Consider the following 17,483-nt stretch of genomic DNA (forward strand, 5'->3'; position numbering starts at 1 on the left):
CCTTCTATGGCATACAGCATGCAGAACAAGTACCTATAAATCAATCAATTACTGCACCAAGATAGGTCAGAAAACGCTGCCACGACTTATAGTCGGCCTTCTCGCGGTAATTATCCGAGCCGTAGACGGTGAACGCATGGGGTGCGCCGCTATAGACAATCATCTCGTTATCAAGCGACGTCTTTTCCAGCTCCTGGGACAAGGCGGCAAAATCACTCATCGGAATGGCCTGATCGGCTCCGCCATGCATGATCAGCAGGCTGCCTTTGGTGTTCGAGTAATCCTGTCCCTTGGGCGTTTTCAATCCACCGTGAAAGGTAACGAACCCTTTCATCTCGGCACCAGAGCGGGCCATTTCCAGCACGGCAGCCCCGCCGAAACAGTAGCCCATGGCGACGGCATTATCAGTATTGCCCCCGAGCGAGTCGGCCATTGTCATGGCACCAATGAGTAATTCCCGCATTTTATTCCTGTCTTTATACAGTTCACCGGTATGTTGACGCTTATCCTCAACCTTGGTCGGCCTCACCCCGGCACCAAACAAATCGGCGGCAAATACCGCATAGCCTTCCTCGGCCAGCATTTGAGCCCGCTTGACCTCGTAATCGGTCAGGCCGTCCCAGTCATGTATCAGCAGTACCAGAGGGGCCTTGGCATCAGGTGAAATATAATATCCTTCGTAATCCTCACCATTGACCTTGTAGCTAACAGCACGCCCTTCCGCCCAGGCAGGAAGAGAAAACAGCAAGGTCATTACTATTGTCACGAGTTTGAGATTCATCGGCCCACCTTCTGTCAGTCCTAAATTCAGCACAGTTCTTTCAGTGTAGATGATTGGCAGCAGACGAAATGAAGTTGCCGAAGCGGCTATCCCTCACTTCCACCTTAGACAGAACTTACTGATATCACTTTCAAAACCTGCACCCTGGCGGTGTTTGGGTATATACCCAAACTACCTCAAGATGCAGGATTCAGAGTGAGACCAGTGAACTCAGTTCAAGGAAAATGACGGTAGGAATGGCTATTCCCTTTCAACGTTATTTGACACAGAAATGGGTTCGCTGGCTCACTCCCAAAGGGCGAGTTCCAGTTCTTTTAAGTAGATAGGGGCTTCTATGCGTTGTTACCGATTATTAATTTAGAACCACTAGATTTTCTAATCGGTGCCTAGCCTGCGCGGCCCGGCCACAACCCAAGTAATTCTCGCTGAAACGAGCATCTTGAGGTTGCTTGGGTATACTATTATNACCACTAGATTTTCTAATCGGTGCCTAGCCTGCGCGGCCCGGCCACAACCCAAGTAATTCTCGCTGAAACGAGCATCTTGAGGTTGCTTGGGTATACTATTATTCGAATAAATCAAAAAATCAGGGATTGAAATGCCAGCCTTTTCAGAATTTATCAAACATGTCGGTCGCGGTGAGAAGGGCCGTCGGCCGCTCACCCAGGAAGAAGCGCGCGAAGCGCTGTCTATGTACATTGACGGGAAAGCAGATCTGTTGCAGCTGGCCGTTCTGCTGATGCTGCAACGTGTTCGTTGTGAAACTGGCGAAGAAGCCGCCGGCTATATTCAGGCGCTACGAGACCATATCGATGACGACTGGCAAGATCTCGATATCGATCTCGACTGGCCGTGTTTTGCCGGTAAACGACGCCAGCCGCCATGGCTACTGCTGGCAGCCAAACTACTGGCTCAAAACGGCGTCCGGGTGTTGTTGCACGGTCACGCCGCAGTCGACGCGATTAAGTACCAGATAGAATCTGCCTGCCCGGCATTAGGGATCAGACAAGCCAATACCCCCGAAGAAGCCAAAGTCATCCTAGCTCACGATGATATCTGCTATGTCCCGTTGTCGGCCTATTGTGAGCCACTGGTCGATCTTCTGGCGCTACGGAGCAAAGTTGGCCTGCGAACCCCGCTCAATACGGTGGCTCGCGCCCTGAACCCATCATCAGCAACCTTTGCTATCCACGGTATTTTCCATCAGGGTTATGAAAAGCTCCATGCCCAGGCAGCAGCATTGGTCGGCGATCCCAATATGGTGGCCTTCAAAGGCGAGGGGGGTGAGAGTGAACGCAGCCCACGTACTGCCTGCCGGATAGCAGGTGTCTCAAGCGGGCAGATTTATGAGGAAGAATGGCCGACATTTCTTGAAGGTTCCTCGGGCAAACACGGAGAAATCAGCGGCGAGTACCTGCAGAAAGTCTGGAGTGGCGAGGTGGAAAACAACTACGGAACCCATGCCGTCGTATCGACCATGGCCATTGTCCTAAAAATGATGCAGGTCTGCCCTAATCAGCAATCGGCCCTCATTCAGGCACAGCAATGGTGGGATACCCGCCACCAATAATAACCCTCTCAATTGCCCGCCCTACCTGCAAGAAGAATAGGGCGGGTTCACTTTATTCCCCGTAAAATGCCAAACAAATCAACAAACAAACAGTGAGGTGACTCATAATATAACCAGCATCACTGGGAACGTCCCTACATCATATGCAACCATAGCCATAATTTTATAACCAACGGCTATATTGTCATGAACACCATCTCTTTTAAGCTAATTGACTGGGAAGCGCTATCGCCCGGTCTGACCGATCTCGATAAATGGAAAACCTGGGCCGAACTCGATATGACCTGGCCTGAAGATCCGCCTGCCGCCCCGGCCAATCTGATCCCGCCGATGATGCGGCGCCGCACCAGCAGCCTGAGCAAACTGGCGCTGCAAACGGCTCTCAGCCTTACCCAGGACAAGGACATCGACTACATCATTTTCGCCAGCCGCCACGGAGAACTAACACGCTCAATTCCGTTGATTGAGGAAACGTTGCAGGGAGAAAGCCCGTCACCGACCATTTTTTCCCAGTCAGTACATAACACAGCCTCCGGATTATTCACCATTGCGGCCAAACGTCCGGTTCCGGCCGTCTCACTGGCATCCGGTGCGAACACGCTGCATAGTGCCCTGATTGAAGCGGCTGCCTACCTGGCTGAATTTCCGAGCCATACCGTACTGGTCGTTGATTTTGACGAGCCGCTCCCCGAGCCCTTCCGCGATTTTGACCATGGCAAGTACCATGGCTATGCCTTAGGGCTACTGTTGACTGGCGGTAACGACTACCAGCTAAGCTGGGAGCCCCAGAAAGCGCCCATGTCCCCTATTCATCCGCAAACACTCACGGTGATCAGCCAACTGGTCGGTAATGAATCTGCCTGGACGATAGCGACCGGATCACAGCTGTGGCACTGGCAGCGATCCATTACGTAAATCACGATATACAGCAATGACTATCAACATTGTTAATTGACTCGAATTTATTGCCTCTAGCGGTTTTGAATTTAAGTCGTTATGGCACAATTTGAATGCGAAACACATTAAATCAACAACTTAAATAAATAATCAGGAATCAGCTGGCTATGGAACAACTACATACCGAACTTAAGAAACTCATCATCAACTCACTCAACCTTGAAGATATTACCGTCGATGATATCGGCACCAACGACCCTCTGTTTAATGACGGCCTGGGGCTGGATTCAATTGATGCGCTGGAACTCGGGCTGGCTATCAAGAAGCGCTACGGCATTGCCATCAATGCCGATGATAATGATGCGCGACAGCATTTTGCCTCGGTCGCCACTCTGGCAGAATTTATCTCTGCAGCCAAGGTCGCTTAATAAGCTTTGCAGCAGGAATGCCGTTAGGTAGTCACTCTCCCTGGCGGTATTCCTCATCGTTATTCTTTTTTTTCCAGAACTTCCCCCAAAACATCCTGTTGATTACTTAAACAACCAAACTTCTCCGTGACAAGACTCGAAAAACACTCCCCAACCAATACGCAACCCGGCGCATAACATATACGATGTTCTAACCGTTAATATCGCTATAAGCGCTTAATATTCTTACACTTAGGTGGAAAATCAACATGACTGTACATACTCAAGACTCTATCCTCTTTGGTGCCGATCGTCTGACTATCGAAGATGTTATCGACATTGCCAACGGGGCACCGGCAGCATTAAACAGCTCGCCAGAATTTACGAGCAAAATTGACCGGGGAGCGGCTTTTCTTGAGCGCCTACTAAAAGAAGAAGGAGTGATCTACGGTGTCACGACAGGTTACGGAGACTCCTGTACCGTCGCGATCCCGCCCGAGCTGGTCGACGAACTGCCACTCCACTTAACACGTTTCCATGGCTGCGGTCTGGGTGAACACCTCGACCACCAGCAGGCCCGCGCCGTACTGGCAACCCGTCTATGCTCACTCTCACAAGGCGTTTCGGGCGTCAGCCGTGATCTGCTGAATCAGATCGTGGCCTTGGTCAATCATGACATCTCACCCCGTATTCCGCAGGAAGGCTCGGTCGGTGCCAGCGGCGATCTGACTCCGCTGTCCTACCTTGCCGCCGCCCTTATCGGCGAGCGTGAAGTACTCTATAAAGACGAAGTCCGCCCGACGGCAGAAGTCTATGCCGAACTCGGTTTAAGCCCAATCAAGCTCAAACCCAAAGAAGGGCTGGCATTAATGAACGGCACCTCGGTCATGACTGCCCTGGCCTGCCTGGCTTACAAGCGTGCCGAGTATTTGGCCCAGCTAGCCACCCGTATCACCTCTATGGTTACAGTTGGTATCCAGGGGAATGATTTCCACTTTGACGAAGCATTATTTGACGTCAAACCTCACCCTGGACAGCAGCAGATTGCCAGCTGGTTACGTGCTGATTTGCAAGCAGCCAAGCCACCGCGCAACAGCGACCGCCTGCAGGATCGCTACTCGCTGCGCTGTGCGCCTCATGTCATCGGTGCCCTGCAAGACAGCCTGCCGTGGATCCGCCAGCTGATTGAAAATGAACTCAACAGTGCGAACGACAACCCGATCATCGACGGCGATAACGAGCGCGTCCTTCACGGCGGCCATTTCTATGGCGGCCACATCGCGATGGCCATGGACACACTCAAAACAGCTATCGCTAATATTGCCGATCTGCTCGATCGCCAGATGGCTCAACTGATGGACTACAAGTTCAACAATGGTCTGCCGTTCAACCTGACGGGTGCCACCGGCAGCCGCAAGCCAATCAACCATGGTTTCAAAGCCGTACAAATCGGCATCTCGGCATGGACGGCCGAAGCGCTTAAGCACACCATGCCTGCCAGCGTATTCTCGCGCTCGACAGAGTGCCACAACCAGGACAAGGTCAGTATGGGCACAATTGCCTCTCGCGACTGCCTGCGGGTGCTTGAACTTACCGAGCAAGTCGCATCGGCCTCTCTGCTAGCCGCTACCCAGGCATTGGAGATCCGCAAGCAACAGGGTGAGCTGGATGACAGTCATCTAAGCCCTGCCCTACAGGCAATGCAGAGTTCTATTCTGAAGGACTTCGAGGTGGTTAACGAAGACCGTCCGCTAGAAGGCGATCTACGCTTGTTCATCAGCAAGATCCAGCAGCAGTCATGGAAAATGTTTGACTAAGTAACTACCCACTAACTTCATGGTCATTGTCTATCCTACCTGTTAGGCCACCAGACAAAAAAACACCGGGCAAGTGCCCGGTGTTGGTTTACTCAAAATATGCTCTGTTCAAGCAAGTAACAAGTTACCTTCTAATCTCGACACTCGGATCGTCGATGGTAAATTTGTTCACCTCATCCACCAGCTCGGTCATTCGCAATTTCACCAGCTCCATCTCCTGTTGAATATCAACAATCGTCTTCTTGGTGTTATCGGCCATTTCCAGTAGATCATCGACATCGGTATCGACACTTTTCGCCGTCTGCGATTGCTCGTTGGAAGCGGTGGCAATGCTGGCATTGAATTCCGCTATCTCGTTCACCGTCACTATCAGGTTTTCAACCAGTGACTTGGTATCAGAAACGACTTCCTGAGTCTCGTAGCTGGCTTCACGGCTCTGCTGCATATTATCAAAAGAGTCTTTGGCATTTTGCCCGATGCCGCTCAGCAACTGGCGAATATCTTCTGTCGACTGCTTACTGCGCTGGGCAAGCGTACGTACCTCGTCAGCCACAACCGCAAAGCCACGACCCTGCTCACCCGCACGTGCCGCCTCAATGGCCGCATTCAATGCCAGCAAGTTGGTCTGCTCGGAGATAGCATTTATGGTATCGAGAATTTCCGACACATTGCCCATCTGTTTCTCCAGCGTCTCGATACAATCGAAGGTCTGGTTGACACTCTCAAGCAATGTGGTCGTCGACGTAAATGACTGCTCACTATGCTTATGGCATGCCTCGGCATTGTCTTTCACCGAATCCGTTCCGCGCTGGGCATCGACGGTGATCTCCGCAACCTGCTCGCTGGTCTGGGCCATTTCTGTCATTGCGGTTGCAATGTTATCGCAGCGCATGTGAGTCTGCTCGCTGGCATTGTGGGCCTGATTGACCAGAGCCACCATCGCCACCATTTCTTTCTCAGTCTGACTAGCCACCTGATGTGCCTTGTTCAGCGTTTCACCCAGGCTCACTGCCAGATGGTCGAAATGCTGGGCAATTTCACCAAATTCATCCCGGTTTCCATCCGACAGACGAATAGTCAAATCTTTGTTGGAAGCCATCTTGTCTAGCTGTGCCGTAAAGCTCTCGACCCGACGGCGCACATTGTTCACCACCCGAATCGTCAGCAGGATCAGTGGCAGTACAATCAGCAGCGTCACGGCGATATATACCATCCGCATCATGCTGGCATCGGCGCTGTCCTGAATCGCTTTGTCATTGATGGCAGCCGCTAAACTGTCACGTACCTTTTTCACCATTCCGATGCGCTCTGTTGCCAGCGCAAACCAGGCTGATGCCTCCGGGCCATTAATCGCCGACAGGTTATTTTTCTGAGCCAGGTACTGCTGCTGGATATCCATAACCTGTTGCCAGGTTGAGTTACGGGTAGTTTCCTGCAGCTGCTTAAGATGCTCACCGGTCAGCAACATCTCCGCCTGTCTTAGCGCATAGCTTTCCGCTTTAATGTAGGTTGAGATCTGCGCATATCTGTCTAGTGTTGATTTTTTCCCTGCGAAAGTGCCATTTAGCGCACCTCGCGCCATACCGGCCTGCTCTTTGATAACCAGCAAGGACAGCAAACCTTGTAGCTCTTGCTTGAGCTCACGGTTACTCACCAGCGACATCACAATCGCTAGATTATCCAGCGACAAGCGGTTCACGTTCGAGTAATACGCAAAAGGAGAATCAACCAAGTTAAGGCTGTCTACCTGAGAGCGAATATTCTGTCGTTTGTCCAACTGCGCCTTGACCTCACTCAGCAAGGTCGATACCACGGCAGGATCCAGAGTTTCAGGACGAAATGCCAGCAAACTATTATAGGCATCATCTGCGGCACCACGCTGTTTTTGCAGAGCGTCACGCTGCTTGCCTTGCCCTTTCGCCGCAATCACACCGGCAGTAAGCCCACGCTCAACCGCAAACTGGTGCGCGACATTATCGTAGAGGTTGAATAGCTCTACCGTTTCCTGGGAAAGCTCGGCATTGACTAGCTGTTCATTGGCATTTTTAATTTGTATCCCAATAAAAATGAGTAGCAAAAGAGTAGGAATAACGAAGACAGTTATCAGCGTCGTACGAATATTCAAAGCACGGGTAGGGTTAAACATAGTGCAACCTTAACGTTATAATTTTTTTCATTTCTTATACAAAATAGCAAAGGCAACAACTATGCCAAAATGCTTTTGGCGCATACTATAAGGATTTATGATCCAGCTCAAACCATACTCCCCCACATCAGCAATCCTTTTCAGCAACACTCTGTAAACCACTTATAAAACAGATTATTAGATGCAATATATATGCATATTTAAGCTTATGTGGCACATAGTTTATCAACTGTGATGAGTATGCAATGTAAGTCAGTGCCCTGAGTCTATGATTTGCATGTTAACACCGAGATAAATCAGTGTTAAAACACCATAGGTAAAAGCCATATAAATCATCAATGGTATGAGCACCCGCCAATACTGCGCTACCTGCAACAAGCGAGCTATAGGTTGCCTTTGTTTTAAACGCTCAATAAACCATCAACACGCTGTGACATTTACCATAAAGTTACCCACTGTTTTTGTGGATAAACTTATTTATCATATAAAAAACATGAGCTTATCAATTGCAATGTTAATAATGGGATTTTTTTATCTCGTGTCATGGAATGAAATCATGCCACTCGCAGTGCACAATCAACCGCTTCGACTACTGAGTCGACGCACAGGAACGGCTCCTTGACCAACAGCTCGTCACTGGGCTGATACTTGCCTGTTTTTACCAAACACGCCTTCAGCCCGGCATTTAGCGCCCCTTCAACATCACCGAAGACGTCGTCACCAACCATCAGTACCTTGTCGGCCGGTGCCGCTACCGACCTTACCACCTGGGCAAAGAAGTCAGCCGATGGCTTGCCAACAATTATCGCCTCAGTGGCAGCGGCAAATTCTATCGCCCGAATAAACGGCCCGGCATCAAGGTGTAGCTTTCCGTCTGACTTGAAATAGCGGTTCAGACCGATACCGATGAGCGGCGCCCCCGCATGGCATAGCTGAAATGCCTTATCCAGAGCTTCGTAACAGAACCCTGATTCTGCATCACTGATAAATACGGCATTGGGATCGGGCAGGTCAAGCTCGGCAAATTCAGATCGAATATTGTCATGAACCAGACAGTAAGGGCGCCAGTGATGCTGCTTGAGCAATGCCTTGGCAGCCACAGGGGCGGTAAAGATCTGCGCCGGTTCTAACGAAAAGCCAAAGCCGAGCAGGTCATGATATATTTGAGTACAGGTTTTGCGGGAAGTATTGGTGACAAAGCGCACCTCAAGAGCACTGGCCTGTGCTCGGGCGATGGCTTCTACAGCGCCGGGAATCACCAGCTCCCCGTCATACAGAACGCCACTGATATCAAAAAACAGTGCCTGATACATCCGTCGATCCCTTATCTTTAGGGTAAGTATAGCCACGGCCGCGATTCGACTACACTTAAGCAATCCCAACCTGTGGAATAGCACCGACGAGTAGAAACATCACTCAGGAGGGTTCAGCTATGCTATCCGATCAACAAGGTAATCATTTATCAGGTGCCACACCGGAAACGGTTGAGCTCTACAATCAGGCTGTCACCACCTTCAACCTTTATCGAGGCGACCCTTTCACCCTGCTGGACAATGCCACCGAACAGGCCCCGGGATTCGGGATGGCTTATGTTCTCAATGCGTATCTTTATGCTATGGCGACAGAGCCAGCCGCTAATGCTGCGGCTCAACAATACCTTGAAAAAGCAAAAGTGCTCTCTCTCAACAAAAGAGAGTACTCCCATATTGCTACCCTGAACCAATTACTCAGCGGTAACTGGACCGCGGCGGCCATTGCTCTGGATCACCATAATGCCGCTTACCCGCAGGATCTTGTTGGCTTACAGGTTGGCCATTTAATCGACTTCTACCGGGCAAATGCCAGGAACCTGCGCGATCGTATGGCCCGGGTATTAAAGCACTGGTCGCCAGAAACTCCTGGCTACTCTATCGTTCTCGGCATGTATTCGTTTGGCCTGGAAGAGTGCGGCCATTATGCCAAGGCAGAAGAAACCGGACGACAGGCTATTGCGCTGGAGCCCCTCGACTGCTGGGCACACCATGCCGTTACCCACGTGATGGAGATGCAGGGGCGGGTTCAGGACGGTATTGGCTGGATGACAACCCGAGAGCCCTACTGGTCCGGTGATGATAACTTTTTCAAAGTTCACAATTGGTGGCATCTGGCACTCTATCATCTGGATCTGGGACAGCCCGAAACCGCACTGGCACTTTATGACGGACAGGTTCGCAAGGATCGCAGCAGTGTCGCCTTGGATATGGTTGATGCCTCGGCACTGCTATGGCGACTGGAATTATCAGGCTGTGAAGTTGCAGACCGCTGGCAGGAACTGGCGAAGGTGTGGGATCAACATGCCGATGGCAAACTCTACCCCTTTAACGACTGGCATGCCGTGATGGCCTATCTGGGCGCAGGACGACATGACGAAGTCGAACGGCTCCTGACAACCTTCCTGCAAGAAAACACCCCACGAAACGAAGTGGAACTATGGGCACGACAAACCGGATTGCCGCTGATTGAGGGCTTCAAGGCATTCTGGCATGGCGATTATAAAACCGCAGCAGATCACCTCTACAAAGCTCGCTACATTGCCAATAGCTTCGGGGGTAGCCATGCTCAACGCGATATCATCGACTGGACGCTGACCGAGGCCGCCCTGCGAGGTAATCTGACGGATCTGGCTCAAGCGCTTGCCAACGAGCGTTTGGCACTAAAGCCCCATAGCATAATGAACCTAAGCTTTCTTTCCAGAGCATCATCTGCCGGGAGCACTAGTCGATAGAAAGTTAGAAAAATTTTGATTGAGAGAAATACAATGCCGCCCTCTAATGGACGGTATTTGATTCGGCTCAGCCCTAAATTCATCCCCCCTTTGACACAGGACAAATTGAAACAAAGTCATGCTTCAGTGTTATGGTTTCGCTAAAATGCACGCATGTAATCCTGACAAGGGAAAAGCCGTGAGTTCCAATAAGTCTTTCTCAGTAATGTTTTCTCAAGCCGTTGGCAGTTCCTATTTTCGCATTGGCCATGATCATTGGCACATTGAGGAATTACTTTCCCTGCAACACCTCTTGCTGTTAACGGCCCCAACAATCAAAGAAGGATTACTTTGGTGGAGCAAGTCGGTATCATTGTACGATCGTTCAATCTATGTTGAACCAACCTCCCGATTCGACGGCCTATCGCTACATTTTAAATCACGAACAAACACTGAATTACCTTTGTGGGTTCACTACCTGACCCAAGATTTACTCGAGCACATCTCCACATTTACTAACTTAACGCATACTTGGCAGCAAACCCCCAGCAAACGCAACTCTTTAATTCGCGGCGAATACGGTGAGTCGCTGCTATTGCATTTTGACCATCAAGAAATTCAGGTTAATGCGACCCCCGATCCCAAATTATTTTCTCTCGCCAAACAGTTTTTTTTGCTGCTACAGCACGTCCGTATTGAGAAAGAAGATCTGGTCTGCCGATTGAAAAAACATATCCATGATGACATCAGTTCACCTTTACGTTTATCCGACTTAGCCGTTCATCTCGGCTTATCACCCAGAACACTGCAACGGCGCCTACACGAAAAACAGATCAACTTCACCACACTGGTTGATAACGAGAAAAAATCCATCGCTTTACGCCTGCTTGCCGATACACAAATTAGCGTTTCCAGTATCGCAAACCAACTCGGTTATGATGACCCTTCGAACTTCCACCGCGCATTTCGAAAATGGTATCCATTTTCGCCCCAAGTGTACCGTGAGCAATGCCGAACCAATCGAGTCATCCAACAAAAGAACCCCATCAGGTTGCACTATGCGACAGCCGTGGTCGAATCGAGTACAGGCAAACAAGGCCAAAGTGGTCGAGTCTGGATTGAAGTTGATAACATCGCGTTTGAAAAAAAAGTAGCGGTAGAATGTGAAGACAGAGATGGTGTCTGGCGCCGATACCCGGCCTTTTTTGATTACTTTCTGGCTGATGGCATAGAACTTTGGTCAACGGCAAATCTACCTGTCGCCCACCCATTGCGTTTTCGCTTATGTTACGAAGTCGACGGCAATCAATTCATCGATGATAACCTTCAACGCAACTTTCTTGTCGACGAGCCTATGTTGTTAGGTCATCCTATTATTGTCGTTCCAGTCCTTGTCGTGGTTCCCGAAATGAACGGTTTTCGTGTTGTTATACAGCTAGCATGCCGCCTGCCAGATATTGAGACCATCCATTGCCATATTGATACTCAAGAAAACAACCACTGGGCAATGACAAAATCGGCCCAAAACCATCACTTTTCATCGTGGTCTCTATCTACATTTCTGACCGCCCCCCCTCAGAAATGTCATTTTGAATTCATTTCACAGCAAGGCGAACATCTACGCTGTGATAATTATCAACAAGGCTACCTATTCAACTCACCGTTGTCATAGCCACATTAATGATAACAAGCTCAAAATTATCGTCAGATGACACGCCACTACCAAAAAATTGGCGCAAAGTGACACTCTCATCGTATTAAATTTCCATTACTGTTTACGCAGATTTGTAGACGGGAATTTTAAACGTGAAAAACAAAAAACATAATTCATTGAATAGTATTAAGTTTTTGTCATTATCGATAGCACTTGCTCTTACCGGTTGTCACTCAGACAGTAAGGCTATCGAAAAAGACAATAACGCTGTGGCGCCAGTTGATAATCAGATTGCATCACCTGACTGGCAAGACCAGATCATCTACTTCTTGATGATCGATCGATTTAACGATGGTAATAGCCAGAATAATGACCAAGGCAAGAATGAATATGATCCGACATCAGACAAGAAGTTCAGCGGTGGTGATCTGCAAGGCGTAACCGAGCAACTTAGCTACATCCAGGACTTAGGGGCAACCTCTATCTGGATCACTCCCCCGGTGGCGAATCAATGGTGGGATTCTGAACAAAACTACGGCGGTTATCATGGCTACTGGGCGCGTGATTTTCAGAAAGTGGATGAGCATTTCGGGGACCTAGAAGACTACCAAGCGCTTTCTCGTGAAATACACAGCCGAAATATGTTCCTTATTCAAGACATTGTAACCAATCATGTTGGTAACTTTTTTACCTACGATAACCCGTACAATTATGATGCTTCAAACCCTTGTACCGGTTTCCGTCTCATTGAAAGTGCATTGCCTGCGAACCAACCCCTACCATACCCATTGAACCAGAATCAGTGCAAAGACGACGGTACAGGTAGTTATCATTGGACACCAAGCATTACCGATCACAATAATCCGATACAAGAAAAAACATGGCAACTCTCTGACTTGGATGATCTCAATACCTCGGATCCAGAAGTCAGAAAATACCTAAAAGAAAGCTACCGCAAATGGATCAAAGACGTTGGTGTAGATGCATATCGAGTAGATACCGCAAAGTTTGTCGATCACGATTTCTGGAATGACTTTTTCCACAGTGAAGACGGCGTCTTATCGCAAGCCAAAGAAACAGGCCGTGATAATTTCCTAACCTTTGGTGAAGTATTTGAAGCCTCGACACCGTACCAGACAGAAGGTGAAGAAAAAATGCTCACCTATATTGGTGAGAGTGGCTCTCCGGCTCAGTTAACGTCTGTTTTAAACTTCCCTCTGCAGACCACCATGACCCGTGTTTTTGCCTCAGGCCAACCAACGGATTATTTACGCTTTCGTCTAGAGCGCATGATGGAAATGTTCCCTAACCCTTACATCATGCCTAACTTCATCGACAACCATGATATGCCGCGCTTCTTGTCCCAGGCTAGCCCGGAAGATATGCAGCAGGCTTTGATTACCATGATGACAGTACCCGGTATTCCGGTTATCTATCAGGGTACTGAGCAAGCCATCGTCAACAGCCGAGACAGTATGTTTAACGGCGGCTACCGTACAGATGGTCAACTTGCCGATTCTTTCGATTCAGACAATAAAATGTACCAATTTATACAATCATTGGCTCAGCTTCGGACTGAGAACAAAGTCTTAACACGAGGTGAATTGAAAGTCATCGCCAGTGATAAAGCCGGAGCCGGAATATTCAGTTTCACTCGCCGTCTAAATGATGATGAAGCGTTCGTGGTCATGAACACCTCTTCATCCCCTATGTTGTTAAACCAGCTAGATCTAGACCAAGGTGCTGGAGCGGTTTTTGAACGGAAAATTCAATCTAACTGGCAAACCGCACCAGAAACACTCACAACCAATAGTCATGGTGAAGTCAGCCTTGAACTTGCACCAAAATCTGCAGCGATTTATTTCAAAACAGCCAGAGCAGGTAATGCCGAAACCCCGAAGGCAACCGTCGAGCTAAATGACGACTGGAAAGATACGGTAATAACACAAAACACCGAAATTACCGGGACAGCCACACCCAATGCGATGTTGAAACTGGTCGTCGATGGTAACTTGGCCGTGGCAAAAGACATACCTGTTGATGCTAACGGGGATTGGAAAACGACTATTTCAATCCGTCATTTTGCTATCGGAGAACAACAGCACCGCTTTGCGATTTACTACCCAGAAGCGAAAACTGGAACAAAAGATATTGCGTTTACTTCTGATCTGTCATGGGCAGACACACCCGAGAAAATCATTGATGATGCAGGCGATGCCCAAGATGGAAATGGCGGACCATACGGTTCATATTCTCTACCCACAGACCCCTCTTTCAATAAAGACAAGAACCAACTCTCGATTGAAAAGGCAGAGGTTTATACCGTTGGCAGCAACGTTCGCTTAAAAATGACCATGGATAACGTCACCAACAGCTGGTTACCGCCCAATGGCTTTGATCATGTCGGCTTTTCTGTTTTTCTTGGCTTGCCCGATGAAAGTGAAAAGGGCTTAACCACTCTGCCTAAGCTTAATGCCGAAATGCCCACTGGCACTTGGAACCGAAACGCCGTGATATTTGGCTGGCAAAGCTCAATTTATAATTCAACCGGAGCAGACTCACAAACATGGGGAGAAGCAGTCTCACCCGCCCCTGTTGTCACGGTCGATAAGGCTAACAGAGCCATTTATCTCGATTTTGCCAGTGATGCGCTTGGCCGCCCCGATTCGCTAGACGGTATCAGCATCTATGTCACAACATGGGATATCGACGGATTATCGGCCGTCTACCGCCCGCTAGATACCCAAAAAGGACCGTGGAATTTCACTGGTAACGATAGTGCAGAACCCAAGATTTGGGATGACCTCCCTATCATCACTTTAAGTGAGTAAAAAACTAGAACCTTTGCTATCACGTAAGAAATGCCGCCCCTGACCGGGCGGCATTTGATTGTACTTCTTTGGCAATAGAAGCTTGGTTGTTTACCAGATCTTAGAGACGTTAATCGTCACCGTATCACCGTTTTCAGACTGATCGGCCACCTGGAACAGAATGCCGTAGTGCGGCGTCAAGCGCCCAGTCGCAGGGCGAAGCGGGTTCGAGTAATCTTCCCAGTCAACAAACATCGGATTCGCCACAACGTATGGATCGGTCAGTATTCTGCCTTCCCTGTCGACAAGATTGATTTGCTGCCCCGGCTTGCTGTTAAAGGCTGCATCACGCACCTGATAGCGCGACGTTGCAGGTGTGCCGTCACTCCAGATCTGCGGATTACGGTCAGCATCAACCACGCCTAACCAGCCTTCGCCCGGATGCGAGGCAACACCGTTGTCAGTGTGTGACGTATCGACATACCAAACCATCATACCGGCATCAAACGTCATGATGTGATTATTACGGTTGATCCGGCTCAGCCCTAAATCGACACCTTTGTGCTGGCGCCACTCGACAAGATAGTAGTGCTCGTAGTCAAAGTTACCGTCATTGACCTCGACACCGGCATAGGTCACTTCCGGATGCACGCTTTCAGCATCAAGAAGCAGTGTATTCTGGCCGTCAGCGGCGACAGTGATGTTATCAACCCAGAAACCGTTTTTGATCAGGCCGCCATCCGTCATGTACTGAACGCTGATCTCAATCTGCTGTCCGGCAAAGGCGCTCAAATCGAAGGTTGCATCAGTCCAGCCATCGGACTTACCGGTAAAACCAATTCCGAATCCGATTTCATTCGGATCATTGGTGGTAGTGATCGAGCCGGCTATAGGCTGGCCATTAACCAGGATCCGGCCATAATCGAAATCACCTTCGATATCGTAGTGGATCTTGAACGACAACGCCGCCTCTGCCGCTGCACTCAAATCAACAGCAAAAGACATCACATTGTTCAGGTTATTACCTCGGCCCGAGTAGAACGAATTAGTGCCGATCGGCGCTATCAGGTTAATGCGCTTCGGTGGCAGATTGACCCGCAAATAATCATTATTGGGCCCTTTCATTGCAGCCTGATCAAGCACATATGGTTTCGGTGTTGCCGCCAGATCCGCAAACTCAATGGTAGCACCGTGCAGCCAGTTACCCCCTAAGGAATTTTGCAGGAACTGACGCGCCCACGGACTAAATCCAGTCGGCTCCGTACCCGGGATCAAACCAGCCCATGAACCGGATGACATAATAGACCAGTAGGAAACCGGCTCTCCTGGCGGCGTGCCATACTCATCCTTGCCATAGACAGTGTCATATTCATCAGGCAGCCCCAGATCATGGCCATACTCATGTGCAGCGACTCCCGCCGCGGCATCGATTGGCTGAATGGTGTAATCGTAAGCTGCCATTAACCCACCCCAGTTCGGTACGCTGGCCTGGGTACCTTCAATGGCAAACACGCCCCCCAGATTCCAACGATGCGACCAGATAGCATCAGAGCCCAGGTTACCGCCACCGGCTTCCTGCCCGACACCAGAATGGAAGATCATGATGTGATCCACCAGGCCATCCGCTTCGCGATAGTTGCCGTCTCCGTCGAGGTCATAACGGTCTTCAAGGTCATAGTCAGCCAGGTTAACCGTTGGATCAGCAGCAGCAACCAGTGCCTCACGTACCAGTGCCCGGGCATTAACATCATTATTGGAACCCTGCTGCGCACCATAGAATGCCGCCGGATGCTGTGCCTTGTACCAGCCAGCCACATCTCCAATCTGGGTATAGGAACCACCACTTTGCTGGTTATAGAACTGCACCATGGAAATCAGGTTCTTGCCGTTGCTGCCGGTATAACCATCCGGGCCAAACAACATGTTCTGATAATGGCTTGGGGTATAGTCTTGGTAATAATTCGACGTTTCTTCCGGCGTCACCTTATTCGCCGGGTAATCAGGAAACTCAATCAAGATAGCTAAGATTTTGTCCTGAACCACAGGGCCGTTCCAGGCGTTATCCGGGCTAACCGCAGACTCTTCGGACATTTGTGTCTGGCCCGATACCTGCTGATGCCCGCTGGTCATTAGCTGGAGCAAACGGTCTTTGCGCATTTGTTCAAACTGAGCCAACTCTCCCGGCTCACCGCTATGGGTATGGTTTGCTTCAAGATACAGGTGAAGGGCTTTTACTGCCTCCGTTTCATTGGCATCCGCCGGAATTTTCCCACCTGCTTTGAGCATACTGATGAGCTTATCCTGATTGACAATACCAAGGTCAACAGAGTGACTATGCTTATGTGGCGCGCCGATAGCAGTGGCAGAAACACCTGCCAGCAGTACACCAAGCGCGACTTTATTTAGCGCACTGCGAAAAACGCTGAATTGTGTGATCATTATCTAGTCCTTTATGTAATGAAGGCAATCGTAAGCAGCTTCTTGCCAACCAAGCTGGAATACGCTGACTGCGAACGAGAGCTTTTTCGAAAGTACTTGATATTGATCTTTTTTTTCAAAGCCTTACACAGAGTTTGCGATGAGTCAGAGAGTTTTAATGAACTAGAATGTATCTTTAAATCAAGGTGTTAACAAAACAATACATTATTGTAAGATAAT

The 17,483-nt window shown here is 49.4% G+C and carries 11 protein-coding genes; 7 read left to right on the forward strand and 4 right to left on the reverse strand.

The window, feature by feature from the left end; all coding sequences use genetic code 11:
* Positions 1-40 precede the first annotated feature (40 nt).
* Positions 41-781: a dienelactone hydrolase family protein gene (locus BIT28_RS19510; RefSeq protein ID WP_075766621.1), complete on the reverse strand. Its 741-nt coding sequence runs from the start codon at positions 779-781 to the stop codon at positions 41-43.
* 598 nt (positions 782-1,379) lie between these two features.
* On the opposite strand from BIT28_RS19510, the gene BIT28_RS19515 reads away from it, so the two are divergent.
* The 4 genes from BIT28_RS19515 to BIT28_RS19530 all read left to right on the forward strand — a co-directional run bounded on the left by BIT28_RS19515 (position 1,380) and on the right by BIT28_RS19530 (position 5,472).
* Positions 1,380-2,351, forward strand: coding sequence for a glycosyl transferase family protein (locus BIT28_RS19515; RefSeq protein WP_075766622.1), 972 nt, complete (start codon positions 1,380-1,382; stop codon positions 2,349-2,351).
* A 186-nt stretch (positions 2,352-2,537) separates the two neighbouring features.
* Positions 2,538-3,266 (forward strand): beta-ketoacyl synthase chain length factor, encoded by a 729-nt coding sequence (locus BIT28_RS19520; RefSeq protein ID WP_075766623.1) that lies wholly within the window; start codon positions 2,538-2,540, stop codon positions 3,264-3,266.
* 149 nt (positions 3,267-3,415) lie between these two features.
* Positions 3,416-3,676, forward strand: a complete 261-nt coding sequence (locus BIT28_RS19525; RefSeq protein WP_075766624.1) for a phosphopantetheine-binding protein — start codon at positions 3,416-3,418, stop codon at positions 3,674-3,676.
* 248 nt (positions 3,677-3,924) lie between these two features.
* Positions 3,925-5,472, forward strand: a complete 1,548-nt coding sequence (locus tag BIT28_RS19530; protein WP_075766625.1) for an HAL/PAL/TAL family ammonia-lyase — start codon at positions 3,925-3,927, stop codon at positions 5,470-5,472.
* Between the two features lie 124 nt (positions 5,473-5,596).
* On the opposite strand, the gene BIT28_RS19535 is transcribed toward BIT28_RS19530, so the two are convergent.
* Both BIT28_RS19535 and BIT28_RS19540 read right to left on the reverse strand, forming a co-directional pair.
* The gene (locus BIT28_RS19535; RefSeq protein WP_075766626.1) at positions 5,597-7,618 is read right to left on the reverse strand and encodes a methyl-accepting chemotaxis protein; all 2,022 of its coding nucleotides are present in this window, start codon (positions 7,616-7,618) and stop codon (positions 5,597-5,599) included.
* Between the two features lie 554 nt (positions 7,619-8,172).
* Positions 8,173-8,931 carry a TIGR01458 family HAD-type hydrolase gene (locus BIT28_RS19540; protein WP_075766627.1) on the reverse strand — a complete coding sequence of 253 codons (759 nt, stop codon included), beginning with the start codon at positions 8,929-8,931 and terminating at the stop codon, positions 8,173-8,175.
* 119 nt (positions 8,932-9,050) lie between these two features.
* On the opposite strand from BIT28_RS19540, the gene BIT28_RS19545 reads away from it, so the two are divergent.
* The 3 genes from BIT28_RS19545 to BIT28_RS19555 all read left to right on the forward strand — a co-directional run bounded on the left by BIT28_RS19545 (position 9,051) and on the right by BIT28_RS19555 (position 14,846).
* Positions 9,051-10,382 carry a tetratricopeptide repeat protein gene (locus BIT28_RS19545; protein ID WP_075766628.1) on the forward strand — a complete coding sequence of 444 codons (1,332 nt, stop codon included), beginning with the start codon at positions 9,051-9,053 and terminating at the stop codon, positions 10,380-10,382.
* Positions 10,383-10,587: 205 nt separating this feature from the next.
* Positions 10,588-12,033 carry a helix-turn-helix transcriptional regulator gene (locus BIT28_RS19550; protein ID WP_175577567.1) on the forward strand — a complete coding sequence of 482 codons (1,446 nt, stop codon included), beginning with the start codon at positions 10,588-10,590 and terminating at the stop codon, positions 12,031-12,033.
* Between the two features lie 134 nt (positions 12,034-12,167).
* Positions 12,168-14,846 (forward strand): alpha-amylase family glycosyl hydrolase, encoded by a 2,679-nt coding sequence (locus BIT28_RS19555; protein WP_075766630.1) that lies wholly within the window; start codon positions 12,168-12,170, stop codon positions 14,844-14,846.
* 90 nt (positions 14,847-14,936) lie between these two features.
* On the opposite strand, the gene BIT28_RS19560 is transcribed toward BIT28_RS19555, so the two are convergent.
* A complete protein-coding gene (locus BIT28_RS19560; protein WP_083651965.1) occupies positions 14,937-17,264 on the reverse strand; it encodes an immune inhibitor A domain-containing protein in 2,328 nt (775 codons plus the stop codon).
* Positions 17,265-17,483 lie beyond the last annotated feature (219 nt).

This window comes from Photobacterium proteolyticum (assembly GCF_001939735.1).
In the GTDB taxonomy this organism is placed as follows: Bacteria; Pseudomonadota; Gammaproteobacteria; order Enterobacterales; family Vibrionaceae; genus Photobacterium; species Photobacterium proteolyticum.